This window comes from Agromyces sp. Y575 (assembly GCF_059445445.1).
In genome coordinates this window covers 80,160-95,374 of sequence record NZ_JCAIUI010000003.1, presented here as the reverse complement: position 1 = coordinate 95,374, position 15,215 = coordinate 80,160, and the positions used below count along the sequence as shown (strand labels likewise).

Below are 15,215 nucleotides of genomic sequence, written 5' to 3'. Positions count from 1 at the left end.
CATGGCCGCCATCGACTCCACTTCCCCCATCGGCATCGATCCGTTTGGATTCGCGGACGCCCACCTGAGCGCCGCTGCGGCGGGCATTCTCTCGACCCTGCGGGAGACGCTCGATCGCGACATCCGGCCACTGATGACGGATGCGTGGGAGGCGGCGGCGATGCCCGCCGCCGTACTCGACGCACTCGTGCCGCTCGACCTCATGTCCCCGGAAGGCGTCTCGGCCGACGAGGCACGTTCCAGCATGTTCGCGGGATTCCGCAACTACGTGCTGGCTCGCGCGGATGTCTCCGTCGCGACGTTGTACAACGCACAATCTGGCCTGTTCCGCACCACGGTGCTGCTCGGAGGTTCCCCGGAGCAAGCAGCGATGCTCGACCCCCAGGTGATGAGCTTCGCGCTGACTGGCGTATTCGCGCTGACGGAGCCGGATCACGGCTCCGACATCGCGCGCGGGCTGGCCACTACCGCTCGGCGGGACGGCGACGACTGGGTGCTCGACGGCGCGAAGCGCTGGATCGGAGGTGCGGCCGACGCCGATGTCCTCGCGGTCTTCGCGCGCGATGTCGACGACGGGAACGTGAAGGCGTTCCTCGTGCCGCGCGCGGCGTCCGGCGTCTCGGTCGAGCCCATGGGCGGCAAGATCTCCCTGCGGCCGATGCAGAACGCATCCGTCGTCCTCAATGGCGTGCACGTGGCCGAGGGCGATCGCCTCCAGCGGGTCGACTCGTGGCGTGACGTCGCGTCCATCCTGCGAGCCATGCGATCGGATGTCGCGTGGATCGCCACCGGTCTGCAGGCCGGCGCGCTCGAGAGCACCCTGCGCTACGTGAACCGACGGCAGCAGTTCGGGCGTCCGATCGCCGGGTTCCAGCTCGTGCAGGAAAAACTCGCCCGGATGCTCGGGAACCTCACGGCATCACTCGGCATGGTCGTCCAGCTCTCCGCTCGCCAGGACGCCGGTGATGCGCGCGACGAGAACTCGTCACTCGCAAAGATGCACACGGCGCGCATGGCCCGCGAAACCGTAGCACTCGGGCGGGAACTGCTCGGCGGCAACGGCATCCTCCTCGAGCACGATGTCGCCCGCTTCTTCGCGGACGCCGAAGCCGTCTACTCCTACGAAGGCACTCACGAAATCAACTCCCTCGTCGTCGGTCGCGCATTGACCGGCGCTTCCGCATTCGTCTGAACCCTTGGAAAGGCCCCCACCCATGACCACGACCGTCACCTACGACGCCCTCCCCGGCCTCGCCGGAACCGATCTCGGCTACTCCGACTGGCTCGAAGTGAGCCAGGACCGCGTCAACCTCTTCGCCGATGCGACCGATGACCACCAATGGATCCACGTCGACCCGCAGCGGGCCGCTGACGGCCCCTTCGGCGGTGCTATCGCCCATGGTTTCCTCAGCCTCTCGCTGACCGTGAAGTTCTGGACGGAACTCCTCGAGGCCGAGGGGGTCGCTACGAAGGTGAATTACGGACTTGACAAGGTCCGGTTCCCCTCGCCCGTGAAGGTCGGCGCGCGCGTGCGCATGAACGCCGTCATCGCCGAGGTCACCGAGGTTCCGGGCGGATATCAACTGCACGTGGATCAGACGATCGAGATCGAGGGCGCATCCAAGCCCGCGGTCGTCGCCCGCGGACTGTACCGCTTCTACGCCTGACCCGTCTGTCTTTACTGCACCACCCCACCCGCCTCGGCGGTCCATTCGAGTAACGAAGGAGTCACTTTCATGGCAAGTATCAGTAAGTTCGGCATATTGGCAGCAGTGGCGGCAGTCAGCCTCACGCTCGCCGCCTGCTCGAGCGGTTCGCCCAGCGGCGACACCGCGGCCCCTGAAGGGGAATCCAGCGACCTGACGCCCATCACCGTCGGCCTCCTACCCATAGCACCCGCCGCTGCCGTGCAATACGGCATCGACCAGGGCATCTTCGAGGAGCACGGGCTCGACGTCACGACCCAGATCGCGCAGGGCGGCGCCGCCATGCTTCCGGCCGTCTCGACAGGCCAGCTCGACTTCGGAGTCGGCAATCCGCTCTCCGTACTCGTCGCGGCGAGCCAAGGAGTCGACGTGCACGTCGCCAGCGGATACTCGTTCTCCCTCGAGGAAGGTGAGGACATCAATGCGGTAATCACCCGGACGGGCGACGGCATCGAGTCGTGGTCCGACCTCGACGGCAAGCGTGTCTCCGTCAACGCCGTGAACACCCAGGGCGACCTCACCATCAAGGCATCGGTCGACGCCGACGGTGGCGATTCCGAGTCCATCGAGTTCATCGAGATCGCCTTCCCAGATGCCCTCGCCCAGCTCGACAGCAACAACGTCGACGCCGTCTGGGTCCCCGAGCCCTTCCTGTCGCAGGCCACTGCCGCGCCCGACAAGTACTCGGTGCTCGGCTACCCGAACCAGAACACCATCCCCGGTCTGCCGACGATGGTCACCTTCACCTCGGGGACGGTCGCGGACGACGAGAGCGACACGGTCCAAAAGTGGCGCGATGCCATCGCCGACGTGCTCGCGGCCGCCGCAGCTGATCCCGAGGGCTTCTCGGCGACCATCGCGGAGTTCACTGGCATGCCCGCGGAGGCAGCGCAGAACCTCCGTCTCGAGCGCTTCTCCGCCGATCTCGATCCTCAATTGCTCGCCGACCTGACCGACTTGGCGTTGGAGTATGGATTCATGGAGTCCGAGCCCGACCTGGACACCGTGATCATCCCCTAGGGACACCGGGTTGGGGGCGCCGCGCAGGCGCTCCTACCCCGACACTCCTCCACCGAATGCAATGAGGCATATTCCATGAAGAACGCGGGACTCGGCACCTGGATTTCTCGACGCCGGGCGAAGTCGTACGGGGACGTCGCGATCGTCTCCTCCGGCGGGGCTCTTCGGTACGAAGAACTCTCCGAGCGCATCGCGCGCCTGGCGAGCGCACTCACGAGTCGGGGCGTGGCCACGGGCGACCGCATCGTGTTCGTCGGCAATAACCACCCCGACTTCCTCACGACCTTCTTCGCGTGCGGAGCCATCGGTGCGATCTTCGTGCCTCTGAACACCCGGCTCGCCCCCCGCGAGCTCGAGTACATGATCGAGGACTCCGGCGCCACGACTCTCGTGACCCTCCAGGCCACACGGGAGCTCGCGCGCGCCGCCGCCTGGTCGAGCGTTCTCACGCGCCGCTTCGTCATCGATGGCCCAGCCGAGCTTCCGGCTGTCGAGTCTTTCGAGGACGCCATCGCCGCGGCCTCGGCAGAGCTTCCCGACATCGCGGTATCGCTCGAGGACCCTGCGATGATCCTCTACACCTCCGGAACCACCGGCCGCCCGAAGGGCGCCGTCCTGACGCACGGAAACCTCACCTGGAACTCGATCAACGCGCTGGTCGACTACGACATCACCTCGGACGAGGTGACGTTGCTCATCGCCCCCATGTTCCATGTCGCATCGCTGAGCATGGGCGCACTGCCGACGCTCCTCAAGGGAGGAACGATCGTGCTGCATGAGAGGTTCGATCCCGGGGCCGTGCTCGAGGCCATTCAGGCCCACGGTGTCACGAGCCTCTCTGGTGTGCCGACGACGTTCCAGATGATCGCCGAGCATCCCGCGTGGGCAGAGACCGACCTCTCTTCCATCCGCAAGCTCACCTGCGGCGGATCGAGCGTCCCGCTGCGCGTGGTCGAGGCCTACGAAGAGCGCGGCCTGAGTTTCTCCTCCGGGTACGGGCTGACCGAGACGGCGCCCGGAGCCACGGCGCTGCCGTATCGCAAGGCGCGCGAGCACATCGGCTCATCGGGCATCGCCCACTTCTTCACGGACGTGCGCATCGTCGGCGAAGACGGCCGGGTTCTGCCCGCCGGCGAGGCGGGAGAGATTCAGATCAGCGGACCGAACGTCATCCCGGAGTACTGGAATCGGCCGGAGGCGAGCCGCGAGGCGCGCGACGGCGTATGGTTCCGCTCCGGCGACATCGGATTCTTGGACGACGACGGCTATCTGATGGTCAGCGACCGCCTCAAGGACCTGATCATCTCCGGTGGCGAGAATATCTACCCCGCTGAAGTGGAACAGCTGATCATGGAGATCAGCGAGATCACGGCCGCCGCTGTGATCGGCGTCCCCGACGACCGATGGGGAGAAGTTCCGATCGCGATCGTCGCCCTGCAGGAGGACGCGCAGCTTTCCGCGGAGGCCGTCATCACGCACTTGACGGGACGCCTGGCCAAGTACAAGATCCCGCGAGCCGTGGTGATCGTGGATGACCTTCCGCGCACCGCCAGCGGGAAGGTGCGCAAGGTCGACCTGAGGGAGCGTTTCCGTTCCCTGCCCGAACTCCATGGAGAGGTGATCTCATGAGCGCTCCCGCAGCGCCGGTCGACACCGTCACACGGAGCATTGCCGCAGCGGACGCGTCGCGTCGTCGGCGCCGGTTCCGTCCCCGTCGCATGCTGCTCGGAGCCGCCGGCGTGCTCACATTCCTCCTCGTCTGGGAGATCGCATCCCGCACCGGCCTCGTCGATTCCACCTACCTTCCCCCAGCCTCGGTCGTCATCGCGACGCTGTTCTCGAACGCGACCCTGACGGGCTTCTGGATCGCGGTGGGGCAGACGCTCACCTCCTGGGCTCTGGGTATGCTGCTCGCCACCGCCCTCGCCGTGCCGCTCGGTATCCTCATCGGCCTGTCGCCGTTCCTGCAGAAGGCGACTCGGTCCACAGTGGAGTTCCTGAGACCGATCCCCTCCGTGGGCCTTATCCCCTTGGCCGTCCTTCTCTTCGCCGTCCCGCTGCAGCAAAGCCTGCTCATCGTGACGTACGGGGCCTTCTGGCAGGTGTTCATCCAAGTGCTGTACGGGGTCGCAGACGTCGACTCCGTCGCGATGAACACCGCGCGGAGCTTCGGATTCACCTGGTGGCAGCGGGTTCGCGACGTCGTCTTCCCGACAATGCTCCCCTACCTGCTGACAGGCATCCGGCTCGCCGCAGCGGTTGCCCTCATCCTCGCGGTCACCGCAGAACTCGTCATCGGCACCCCGGGGCTCGGCAACCAGATCGCGTTGGCGAAGGAGGCCGGCCTCTACGCCTCGACGTACGCGCTCGTACTCGCCACCGGCCTGCTGGGCGTACTCATCAACGTCGGCGTCCGCGCGCTCGAGCATCGCCTGCTCGGTTGGCACCAGTCGGTGCGAGAGGAGGTGGCCGCATGAGGAAGACACTCGTCTCCTTCAGTTATGCGCTCGGGCTGCCGCTGATTCTCATCCTGATCTGGTGGGCGCTCGGCCTGAATGCGACGAGCATCTTCGTTCCCAAGCCGGGCGAACTCCTCACAGAGTTCTTCGAAACCTGGGTCGGCGATCGCTTCTTCACGGATGTCCTCCCGAGCCTCGCTCGGTTCGCGGTGGGCACCGGCATCGCGATCGTGTTCGGCATCCTCATTGGACTGCTCGTCGGACTCAGCCGCGACCTTCGCGCCTTCACGGAGCCGACCTTCGAGTTCTTCCGCGCGATCCCACCGCCAGTGCTCATCCCGATCTTCGGCCTGCTGATCGGCGTGAGTGACGGCATGAAGGTGGTCGTCATCGCCGCAGGGGCAATCTGGCCGGTCCTGCTCAACACCATCGAGGGAGTGCGCGCAGTCGATTCCGTGCAGAGCGAGACGACGCGTTCCTACGGCATCCAAGGATTCTCACGCGTGCGCTTCCAAGTGATGCCTGCGGCCGCACCCAGCATCCTCGCCGGCGTTCGACAAGCACTTCCGATCGGGATCATCCTCATGGTGATCAGCGAGATGTTCTTCTCGTCCTCAGGACTGGGCTTCTCCATCATTCAGTTCCAGCGCCGCTTCGCGATCCCCGAGATGTGGTCGGGAATCCTGCTGCTGGGACTGATCGGCTACGCCGTCTCGATGATCTTCAAGTTCGTCGAACACCGCATCCTCCACTGGTACTACGGATTGAAGGACATCGAGAATGCCGCCTGAGAGCACCCCCGGAATCTCCCCCACTCCACGCGGGCGCAGCCTCCCGGCCGAACAGACGCTGCTGTCGGTGCAGGGCCTGCAGAAGGTCTACCGAACGGATGCGGGCGACATCGAAGCCGTGCGCAACCTGACCTTCGACCTCGGCAAGAACGAGCTCACATGCCTCGTCGGGCCATCGGGCTCCGGCAAGACGACGCTGCTCAAGTGCATCGCCGGACTGCTCGAACCGACAAGCGGCGAGATCGTCCTCGACGGCAAGCGCGTGACAGGCCCCCCGAAGAAGATGGCCGTCGTGTTCCAGGAGTACGGCCGGTCGCTGTACCCATGGCTCCGCGTCGAGGAGAACGTCGAGCTTCCGCTCCGGAATGCGAGAGTTCCGAAGCCCGAACGGAAGCGACTCGTGGCGGAGGCGATCGAGAGCGTTGGCCTGTCGCACGTTCCGAAGTCCTACCCGTGGCAGCTGTCCGGCGGGATGCAGCAGCGCGTCGCCATCGCGCGCGCCATCGCCTACCAGCCCGAGGTGCTGCTCATGGACGAGCCGTTCGCGGCCGTCGACGCCCAGACCCGCGCCGACCTCGAGGACCTCGTCCGGGCCATCCGGAAACGGCTGGGCGTGACCGTGCTGTTCGTGACCCACGACATCGACGAGTCCGTGTACCTCGGCGAGCGCGTCATCATCCTGTCTTCGTCGCCCACCGTCGTCCAGGAGGACCTCGTGATCGACCTCCCGCAGGATCGCGACCAGCTCGAGACGCGTGCGCTGCCGCGGTTCACCGAACTCCGCCACCACGTCTACGAACAGATCCAGCTTGCGAAGAAGGGATTCCGCCCCGACTCGGCTCGAGCCCAGGCACCCGCCCGGTGACCTCCTCGGCGGGATCGCCTCTGCACGCAGCGATGGCAGCCCGACCGCCGGCTGAGTTTGCCAACCGTCGCGCGGTGCCGCTCACCGACCGTTCGGGGACCCGACCGTGGTGGCCGAGTCCCCGAAGCGTCAGCGAGTGATCACCGCACCACGAGCGCGATGCCGATTCCCCTCGTCGGCGAGACGGTCGCATCGCCGGAGTACGACGCGACAATCGAGTGCGCACCCCGAGTCAACGTCCCAACGGGGATGCTGGCTTTACCGTCAGCAATCGTGCCCGTCACGGTCCTGCCCGCCACGGTCACGGTCACCGTGCCAGTCGCGTCCTTCCCGACCGGCAGTATCCGCACCACGACGGTGACGGGCCTGGAACTCGAGGAGAGCAGCGGACTGGTGGTGACGAGCGCCGCCGACGCGCTGCGCACCGTGAGCGGCGTGCTGCTGGCGGTGCTGGAGTCACCCTCCCCAGAACGAGCGGTCACCCTCACGCTCAACTCGCTGCCCTGGTCAATGAGCCTGACGGTGTAGCTGGACCCGGTTGAGCCGGCAATCGGTCGACCGTCCCGTATCCATTGGAAGCTGAATGTTGGTACCGATCCCGTCCAGTCGCCTGCGGTCGCCGTGAGCGTGCGGCCCACGTCGGGGCTTCCCGTCACGACCGGCGCGGAGATATTCACTGGCGTGGACGTCACCTCGCATGTGAAGCTGTCGGCGCGGTCACGATCCCCGCCGCCATAAACGGCAACCGAGGGGTACGGGCAGAGCGGTCGCGTCAGGTCGGGTGACCAGCTTGCGGGCACCTCGGGGTTCGTCGGATTCAGCGAGGCGACGATCCGATCCGGAGGCGTTCCTCCCTCGACCCACTCGACGAGCGCCGCGAGCGCGGCGTACTGATCGGTTGCAGGTCCGCCTTGAACGTGGCCCATACCCGGGACCTCGAAGTAGCGAGCGAACTGGTCCGCCTTGTCGCCGTAGCCGGCCTGAAGCCCTTCGTACCAAGAGGCGGTGTCATCCGGCGAGAACACGCCGTCGGCGGCGCCGTGAATGACGATCATCTTGCCGCCGCGGTTGCGGAGCGTATCGAGGTTCGTCGGGTTGGGCGGCGTCATGAACGACATAGCGCTCTCGGTGTAGACCCCGTTGGTGGTGTAGATCTTCGAGGCAAGAGCATCGATGTCCACGCTCATCGCGTACTGCCCCAGGCCAGGAAGCGCCGGCGCATCGGGCGGGGTTGTGAAGATGTAGCCGGCCGCACCCGGGTCCAGGCTCACGGATGCGTTGAACTCCCACCCTGCCCAGCCTGACTGCACGATGCCAGGATCGAAGGGGAAGGAGCTATAGATCGTTTCTCCGGCGCGGGTGCGGGCACCGCCGAAAATGTCGGCCACCACCACCTTCTGCGCTGCAGTCAGGCATGTTCCATCGCGGGCCGCCGTGCACGTGGGCACATCGCGATCAAGGGAGAACACCTCTTGGCAGAGCGAACTCGCTTGGACCGCTCCGTCTTCGAGCCCGTCGAGGGCGTCGCAGCGCGTCAACACGGCGCCCGCAATCGTTGCGCGCTCCGCAGGCGTCAGTGCGCTCGACAGGTTCGCCGGGTCTGTTGCCACGGTGGCGTAGCGCTGCGCGCCCCAGATTTGAGCCACAGCGGCTTTGGGCAGATTGAAGCCGGGCGCCAACGCGAGGAAACCGTCGTATTGGTCGGCATATCGGGCGGAGCCGACCATGGTGTGCCGGCCGCCATTCGATCCTCCGGTCATGTACGAGCGGTCGGGTCCACGTCCGTAGCCCGCGGCGATGAGCGCCTTCGCCATCGGGGTCAGTGTGCCTACTGCTTGGTACCCATAGTCGAGCCGCGCCTGGGGATCGAGGCCGAAGGTTGGATTCTGGCTGCCGGAGTGTCCTGCATCCGAACTGATCACCGCGAAGCCCGTCTGAAGGCCACTCTCCCCGCCACCGACGCGCCCGAGCGCCGTCGCAACAGATCCATCGATGCCTCCGTTGGCCTGATACAGGAATCGCCCGCTCCACTCCACCGGCAACCGCATCTCGAAGCCGATGGCATAGGACTGACCGTCGACAGAGCTCACCCTCTCGTTCATCACGCCCTGTACGAGACAGTGCTCGCCGACGGATACCCCTGCGACCGGCCCGACGGGCACTCTTTCCGCGATGGTGATCCTCGTGTGCGGAAAGACGAAGCCCGCGAGGGACTCGCACTGCTCAAGGGAACTCTGCCGCGCAGGGCTCAGCTGCGGGAGTCCCCCCTCGACTGTCGCCCCTGCCGGAGCCGCCGAGGCGGGAACCGCCACTGAAGAGAAGAGCAGCGTTGTCGCGGCGATCGTCGCACCGACGGTGGTGATCCAGCGCTTGCGCGCGTTCATTGCGAACTCCCGATGACGACTGACGCCGTACCCCTGCACTTCGTTGTGACTGACATGTCGATTCCTCTCCATGCGTCGCCGACGAGGCAGCCCGCCGACGACGGCGGTGAATTCGACGGGCAACACTGCCCGGCGTACCGCCAAAGTATCGCCGTTGATTGGAAATTGCAATCATTGGATTCTTCCATTACTCGACGCCAGTCGGTCAGTATTTGCGCTCGCTCACCCGGAGAGTCAGGAGATTCCTCTGAGGCCGTATATCGTCGAATTCCGCAGCTAGCCTCGGGGAATGGAAGAAAGGCGTCTGCTCGCCGTGATGGCGACCCCGCTCGAGGTCCCCGCGCTGGTTGAGCGGAATCGCTGGCCTGTGCACGTAACCATTGCTGGCAACTTCCACGTCGATGACGGCCGGGTCAATGATGTTTCAAACCAGCTCGCGGCTGTCGCCAGTGATGTCCTCGCATTCGACGTCAACCTTGGGCCGACGGCTCAATTCGGACTGGAGCAGAACATCGCGGTGCTTCTGGCTGAACATCCGGCCCTTTACCGTCTGCACGAGTCGTTGGCCGCCGCGCTGAAGCGGACACCCGGGTTCGCAGCCGTCGAGCCGGACTTTTGGGAGGTCGGTTATCGCCCACATGCGACTCGTGGTCCGTTTATCAGCGTCGGCGAAGGAGACATTTTGTCGATCAGATGGTTGACGTTGGTGTCGCTCGATGAATCCACAGGGCGGAGGATCACAACCATCGAGCTCGACCTACATGACCCCCGGTGAAGGGTCCTCGATGGTCAGAGACTTCGATTCTCACGCACTTGTCAATTTGCCAAGTGCGTGACAAGTCATCTGAGAATATGACAGGTTGCGTGAGAACCCACACGTGTCCTCCCGAGCGGCGGTCATATCCTGATGCGATGAACTTCACGTTCCGTGGCGAGATCTGGTTCTGGCGCGGCCCAGCTCCGTGGCATTTCGTCACGGTGCCCGCGGAAGAGTGCGCCGCCATCGAATCGGTCGCACCGCTCGTCACCTACGGTTGGGGCATGATCCCGGTCACCGTGCGCGTCGGCGGCAGCGAGTGGGCGACTTCGCTCTGGCCGAAGAACGGCGAGTACATCGTGCCGCTGAAGGCGTGGGTGCGTGCGGCTGAGGAACTCGAGATCGGCGACACGACCGAGGTGCGATTGACGGTCGCCACCCGAGCTCTCCGTTGACTCAGTCTGCAGGTCGAAGCGAACGGATGCCGCGCGCCAGCGTCAGCTCGCGGGGTCGCCGTCGGCTTCCCGCTTCCGCCGTTCGAGTTCGGCTCGGCGCTCGTAGTACTCGATCTCGCGGTCGAGGTCGGCGAGCTGCTGCTCGGTGGAATCGACCTGCGGCATGGCGGGCCCGTAGTTCGGCTGCGGTCGCTGCGATCGCTGCGCCATGAGCGAGCCGATGCCGTCACCGGCCGACGACCCGCCGTACTCGCGTCCGATCACGAACCACAGCAGCGTGCCGATGAGCGGCAGCAGCACGACGAGCAGGATCCAGGCGAACTTCGGCAGATGCCGCACCTGGGACTCGTCGCGCGTGATGATATCGATCAGCGCGAACACCATCGCGGCGACCACGATGACGGGAAAGACGGCAGCCATGGCCGTCAGCATATTGGGCCGGGCGAATGCGGCGCTACGGCGAGACCAGCCGAGCCACCTCGCCGACCTCCCGCATGAATTCCTCGACGTCGGGCTCGTCTGAGGTGGGTTGCAGCACGACCGCGTCGACGCCGGCCGCGAAGAACCGCTCAGCGGCCTCGGCGACGGCGGATGCGTCGCCGACGGCGGCCAGTCGCTGGTCGTCGGGCATGTTCCACTGCGTGAGTTCTCGTGCGACCCGTTCGTCGGCCTCCTTGCCGCCGAACGCGGCCATCAGATAGACGACCACCTCGTTGCGCCCCTCACGCCCGGCAGCGCTGCGCCCTGTCGCGATCGTCGCCACGGCCTCTGCGGCGCGATCGACCGTCGTGCCGCCGGTGAGCACTGTGCCATCGGCCACCTCACCGGTGAGCTGCAGCGTCTTGGGGCCTTCACCAGCCGCGTACACGAGCGGCGCCGTCGCCGGCGGCCAGTCGAGCTTCACTCGATCGAGCTTCACGTATCGACCGTCGGTCGTGACCTCCTCGCCTGTGAGTAGCTGCCGCAGCGCCGGAACATACTCGCGCATGAGCGTCAGCGGCGAAGCGACACGGCTGCCCGTCTGCGCCATCCACCGCTGCACCCCATGCCCGACGCCGGGCAGCAACCGATCGGGGAACATGCGCTCGATGGTCGCGATCTCCATGGCGGTGATCGCGACGTTGCGCAAGGGCATCGGTGCGACGCCGATGCCCACCCGCAGACGCTCGGTCCACGCGAGGGCCGCGGCGGCTGCGGCGAAGGCCGACTGTTGGAAGCAGTCCTCCCAGAGCCAGAGTTCGGGCACTCCCCCGTCTTCGGCGGCCGCGACCGCGAGTCGGAACTGCTCAGGTGGGAACGCAGGCTGGAAGATCGCTCCGATTCGACGCATGCGACAACTTTGGCAGCACCCACCGGCATGCGCCCACTGTCGTTCACCGAGCGGATGCTTGAACCCGGCGTCTCGCCCGGCTCGACATCGCGGTCCCCGAATCGACCAGCTGTTCTGGCCGCAAGCTCAGATGGAGAGCTGGATATCGGCGTGCCTGTTCCCGCCACACTGTTCCGTGCCGTCGATTCGCACCCAGTCGGCCTCGATTCCGCCTTCTGCGATGACGGCTCCATCTTCATCGGTGAGCCGGTAGCCGAGAACGGGAAGGCCGCTGTTCAAAACTGCGGACCAGCCATTCGTGCTGTCGCCCGAAAAATCAAAGACTCCGGTCGGCAGGGGCGTCTCGGTTGAACCCACCTCGAGCGGCAGCTCCACCGGGCCAGGAGTGCAGGACTCCCCTTCGCACAACGCGAGTTCAAGGCCCGGCCGGGGATCGAGAAGTTCGATGCGTGCGGCGCTGCTGTGGCCGATCGTCGTGCAGGCGAGGAATGGGGGCACACAACCGGTGAGCAACAGAAGCGACACCACGAACAGTGGCACCACCTTCAACAGTCGCATCCAATCAGGCTACGAGCCTGACGATCGCGGTCCGCCGAATGTTGTCGGACCGTGACACCCAGAGAGCTCAGCGGCACTTCGACGTTGACGGCGACAATCACCGGAGAACAACCGACTCAGACAACGATGCCTCTGCGAGCCAGAAGTGCCCAGAGGCCTTCCTTCGGAGCTCGATCCCTCAGCAAACGGTCCGCGCCGAGGTGCCACGTGCTTGGGCGCCGCTTGCGTATTTCTCGGCAAGCGACTCTGAAAACACCGCCGGCATGCGCGCCCACTGTCGTTCACCGAGCGGATGCTTCGATCGGGCATGATGGGGCGATGACCGACCTTTCCGCGCCATCCGTCGAGGCCCGCCCGAGCACCAATTTCAGACTGCTCGGGGTGATCGCCTTCGCCGTCGGAGTCGCGAGTGTCGTGATAACCCGCCTGCTCGGTCTCGTCACACCGTTCCTGATCAGCACCGCACTGCCGATGGCGTACGAACTCATCACCACGCTGGGGCTCGTCGCCAACGTGCTCTCACTCGTTCTCGGCATCGGGGCACTCGTGCTCGGCCTGATCGTGCTGCTGCGGCGCGACGCTCCGAAGGGATTCGCCGCCGCGGGCACCGCACTTGGCGGGGCAGAGGTGCTCAGCGCCCTCATCGGACTCGGGCAGTCCGCGGTGTACTCCATGATGTGACCGAGGTCTCGAGGGAGGCGGCATGACGAGCTCGAAGTACGCGACGACCATCGGCTGATCAACTCGATCTGGCGAGCGCACGTCGACGAACCTGACGAGTATCTCGAGCCGGCGAACGAGCATTGGGGCCTCGCGTTCACGCGATCGCCCGACGGGTCGATCACAGCCGAACTCTCCGGCCCGACGCCGAAGCCCCGAATGCTCGTCGGCATCGCCGGCGCGAGTTCGGCTCCGCGTCCGAGCACGACCCGCATGCCCGCATGCCATTCGCCCACTCCGCTCGTCGCTCGCGCCGAACGCCCGGCGCCGGTTGATCGTTCGATCTTCGATCTTCGATCCACGTCGAAATGATGGCGATCGGATGCCGCGAGCCGCAGTCTGGACTCAACGGATGCCACGCGGCATCCGCCCGCGAAAGGAAGCACCGCATGTCATTCCAGGCCTACCTCGACACCATCGAGAAGAAGACCGGACTCACCCCCCGGCAGCTCGTCGACCTGGCCGCCGAGCAGGGCTTCGGCCCGGGCACGAAGGCGACACCGATCGTCGCGTGGCTGAAAGCGGACTACGGCCTCGGGCAGGGGCACGCGATGGCGCTCGTGCACGTGATCACGAAGGGTCCGCAGATCAGCACGAAGCACGTCGGCACCGACGGCGTGCACAGCGACGCCACCGACACCCTCTGGCTCGACGGCGCCGCGACGAACCCGAACGGGTAGCGCATCGCACGCGGGGCGATGAGCATCAGCTGAGCAGCGCGTCACCGGCCTACGTTGTCGGGCTCCACGGTGCGTGCCTGGTCCCACGGCTCTGCCCAGCCGAGATCGTCGAACATGCGGTCGAGCACGAGCGCGGTGAAACCCCAGATGAGGCGACCTCCGACGGTGAACGCCGGCGAACGGTACGTGTGCGAATCGAGCTTGAACGCCGTGTTCGCCCGGTTCGCCGGGTCGAGCAGATCGCCGACCGGCACGCGGAACACATCGACGGACTCGTCGTGATCGACCGCCGCGACCTCTGAAGGCCGCGTCCACCACGCCGGCACGGGCGTGACGAGGTGATTGCTCACGGGCACGGGCATCGGCGGCAGCGTGCCGAGCGGCTCGACGCCGTCGGGGTCGACGCCGGTCTCTTCACGGGCTTCCCGAAGCGCCGCGGCGATCGGTCCGTCATCGGATGCATCGAGCCGGCCGCCCGGGAACGCGATCTGCCCCGCGTGGCTGCGCAGCGTCGCCGCGCGGCGGAGCAGCAGCACATCGAGGTCGCGCGCGACCGCCGCGTCGGTGCGGGCGGGGATCGCGTCGAGCACTCCGAACAGCACGAGCACTGCCGCCGGGCGTGCGGTCGAGGCATCCGAGAGGTCGCGTGGCATGTCGGGGTGCCAGTCGAGGCCGCGCTCGCAGAGGGCGATGAGTTCGGCGCGAGCGTCGGTGGTCACGGGCATGGCTCCACCATACGGATCCCCGCTGTCAGCGACGCGGCTCAGCCGTCGACCAGATCACGAGCGCCACGAGCAGCGGCTGGAACAGCAGGCGGATGCCTCGGGCACGATCGGAATCCAGGCCGAAGGCCGCCCGTCTCTCGGTGAACTGCGCGATGTTGCCCGGGAACACGGCGACGAAGAATGCCGCGACGATCCATCCGATGCGCCGGCGCTCGCGCGGAAGCGCCACGAGCGCACCGCCGAGCCCGATCTCGACCGCGCCCGAGGCCACAACGACGGCATCGGCATCCATCGGCACCCACGACGGCACCTGCGCGCGAAACTCCTTGCGCGCCCAGAACAGATGACTCACCCCGGCGAACACGAGCCCTGCGGCGAGCGCGATTCGCGCGATCGTGCGGGGCGTGGTGCTTGTGGGAACGTCGCTGCGTGCCATGTCGACCTCCGGCCCTGGTCTGTACGCCCACACTACGGCGTTGTGTTCGTCGCCGCGCCTGTGCGCTATTCCTTCGCGAAGACGTTCGGGGCGATCTCGACCGAGTCTTCAGGAGCCGGTGCTCCATCAGGTCCATCGACTCTGACGACATAGCTGCCGCTGGCCCCTCCGCCACCGAACTCCGGCGCCCCACCGCAGACGATCACCCATTCCTCGGAGTTCGGATAGATGAGGAGGCAGACGCGATCAGCTTCCTTGCCCTTCGCCAAGTAGATGGTGTTGCCGCCCGCTGAGGGCCTGACCTCACTCGGGTAGGGAAGGAATCAGAG

The 15,215-nt window shown here is 66.1% G+C and carries 18 protein-coding genes; 11 read left to right on the top strand and 7 right to left on the bottom strand.

Annotated features, from left to right (window positions below; all coding sequences use genetic code 11):
* Position 1 precedes the first annotated feature (1 nt).
* The 7 genes from AC1C2U_RS12500 (at position 2) to AC1C2U_RS12470 (ending at position 6,841) form a co-directional block, all read left to right on the top strand.
* Positions 2 to 1,192: an acyl-CoA dehydrogenase family protein gene (locus AC1C2U_RS12500; RefSeq protein WP_495362092.1), complete on the top strand. Its 1,191-nt coding sequence runs from the start codon at positions 2 to 4 to the stop codon at positions 1,190 to 1,192.
* 22 nt (positions 1,193 to 1,214) lie between these two features.
* On the top strand, positions 1,215 to 1,667 hold the full coding sequence (locus AC1C2U_RS12495; protein WP_495362091.1) for a MaoC family dehydratase: 453 nt from the start codon (positions 1,215 to 1,217) through the stop codon (positions 1,665 to 1,667).
* Positions 1,668 to 1,736: 69 nt separating this feature from the next.
* Positions 1,737 to 2,726, top strand: a complete 990-nt coding sequence (locus AC1C2U_RS12490) for an ABC transporter substrate-binding protein (protein ID WP_495362090.1) — start codon at positions 1,737 to 1,739, stop codon at positions 2,724 to 2,726.
* 75 nt (positions 2,727 to 2,801) lie between these two features.
* Positions 2,802 to 4,355, top strand: coding sequence for an acyl-CoA synthetase (locus AC1C2U_RS12485; protein WP_495362089.1), 1,554 nt, complete (start codon positions 2,802 to 2,804; stop codon positions 4,353 to 4,355).
* The gene (locus AC1C2U_RS12480; protein WP_495362088.1) at positions 4,352 to 5,203 is read left to right on the top strand and encodes an ABC transporter permease; all 852 of its coding nucleotides are present in this window, start codon (positions 4,352 to 4,354) and stop codon (positions 5,201 to 5,203) included. Before AC1C2U_RS12485 ends, AC1C2U_RS12480 begins: the two co-directional genes overlap by 4 nt.
* Positions 5,200 to 5,976 (top strand): ABC transporter permease, encoded by a 777-nt coding sequence (locus AC1C2U_RS12475; RefSeq protein WP_495362087.1) that lies wholly within the window; start codon positions 5,200 to 5,202, stop codon positions 5,974 to 5,976. The genes AC1C2U_RS12480 and AC1C2U_RS12475 overlap by 4 nt, the downstream gene beginning before the upstream one ends.
* Positions 5,966 to 6,841, top strand: a complete 876-nt coding sequence (locus AC1C2U_RS12470; protein WP_495362086.1) for an ABC transporter ATP-binding protein — start codon at positions 5,966 to 5,968, stop codon at positions 6,839 to 6,841. Before AC1C2U_RS12475 ends, AC1C2U_RS12470 begins: the two co-directional genes overlap by 11 nt.
* Positions 6,842 to 6,981: 140 nt before the next feature.
* Here AC1C2U_RS12470 and AC1C2U_RS12465 read toward each other — a convergent pair whose 3' ends face one another.
* A complete protein-coding gene (locus AC1C2U_RS12465; protein ID WP_495362085.1) occupies positions 6,982 to 9,225 on the bottom strand; it encodes a tannase/feruloyl esterase family alpha/beta hydrolase in 2,244 nt (747 codons plus the stop codon).
* A 289-nt stretch (positions 9,226 to 9,514) separates the two neighbouring features.
* On the opposite strand from AC1C2U_RS12465, the gene AC1C2U_RS12460 reads away from it, so the two are divergent.
* Positions 9,515 to 10,000 (top strand): 2'-5' RNA ligase family protein, encoded by a 486-nt coding sequence (locus AC1C2U_RS12460; protein WP_495362084.1) that lies wholly within the window; start codon positions 9,515 to 9,517, stop codon positions 9,998 to 10,000.
* 137 nt (positions 10,001 to 10,137) lie between these two features.
* Complete coding sequence (locus AC1C2U_RS12455; RefSeq protein WP_495362083.1) at positions 10,138 to 10,437, top strand: DUF1905 domain-containing protein; 300 nt, start codon at positions 10,138 to 10,140, stop codon at positions 10,435 to 10,437.
* 42 nt (positions 10,438 to 10,479) lie between these two features.
* Here AC1C2U_RS12455 and AC1C2U_RS12450 read toward each other — a convergent pair whose 3' ends face one another.
* The 3 genes from AC1C2U_RS12450 to AC1C2U_RS12440 form a co-directional block, all read right to left on the bottom strand.
* A complete protein-coding gene (locus tag AC1C2U_RS12450) occupies positions 10,480 to 10,857 on the bottom strand; it encodes a PLDc N-terminal domain-containing protein (RefSeq protein ID WP_495362082.1) in 378 nt (125 codons plus the stop codon).
* Positions 10,858 to 10,891: 34 nt separating this feature from the next.
* A complete protein-coding gene (locus AC1C2U_RS12445) occupies positions 10,892 to 11,767 on the bottom strand; it encodes an LLM class flavin-dependent oxidoreductase (RefSeq protein ID WP_495362081.1) in 876 nt (291 codons plus the stop codon).
* Between the two features lie 126 nt (positions 11,768 to 11,893).
* On the bottom strand, positions 11,894 to 12,325 hold the full coding sequence (locus AC1C2U_RS12440; RefSeq protein ID WP_495362080.1) for a hypothetical protein: 432 nt from the start codon (positions 12,323 to 12,325) through the stop codon (positions 11,894 to 11,896).
* 318 nt (positions 12,326 to 12,643) lie between these two features.
* Here AC1C2U_RS12440 and AC1C2U_RS12435 point away from each other — a divergent pair, with 318 nt between their 5' ends.
* Together AC1C2U_RS12435 and AC1C2U_RS12430 are read left to right on the top strand one after the other, a co-directional pair.
* A complete protein-coding gene (locus AC1C2U_RS12435) occupies positions 12,644 to 13,006 on the top strand; it encodes a hypothetical protein (RefSeq protein WP_495362079.1) in 363 nt (120 codons plus the stop codon).
* A 428-nt stretch (positions 13,007 to 13,434) separates the two neighbouring features.
* Positions 13,435 to 13,725: a DUF4287 domain-containing protein gene (locus tag AC1C2U_RS12430; protein ID WP_495362078.1), complete on the top strand. Its 291-nt coding sequence runs from the start codon at positions 13,435 to 13,437 to the stop codon at positions 13,723 to 13,725.
* A gap of 41 nt (positions 13,726 to 13,766) precedes the next feature.
* Here AC1C2U_RS12430 and AC1C2U_RS12425 read toward each other — a convergent pair whose 3' ends face one another.
* From AC1C2U_RS12425 to AC1C2U_RS12415, 3 genes are all read right to left on the bottom strand, one after another.
* Positions 13,767 to 14,450: an NUDIX hydrolase gene (locus tag AC1C2U_RS12425; RefSeq protein ID WP_495362077.1), complete on the bottom strand. Its 684-nt coding sequence runs from the start codon at positions 14,448 to 14,450 to the stop codon at positions 13,767 to 13,769.
* 25 nt (positions 14,451 to 14,475) lie between these two features.
* Positions 14,476 to 14,886, bottom strand: coding sequence for a DoxX family protein (locus AC1C2U_RS12420; RefSeq protein WP_495362076.1), 411 nt, complete (start codon positions 14,884 to 14,886; stop codon positions 14,476 to 14,478).
* Positions 14,887 to 14,951: 65 nt separating this feature from the next.
* Positions 14,952 to 15,155: a hypothetical protein gene (locus tag AC1C2U_RS12415; protein WP_495362075.1), complete on the bottom strand. Its 204-nt coding sequence runs from the start codon at positions 15,153 to 15,155 to the stop codon at positions 14,952 to 14,954.
* Between the last annotated feature and the right edge of the window lie 60 nt (positions 15,156 to 15,215).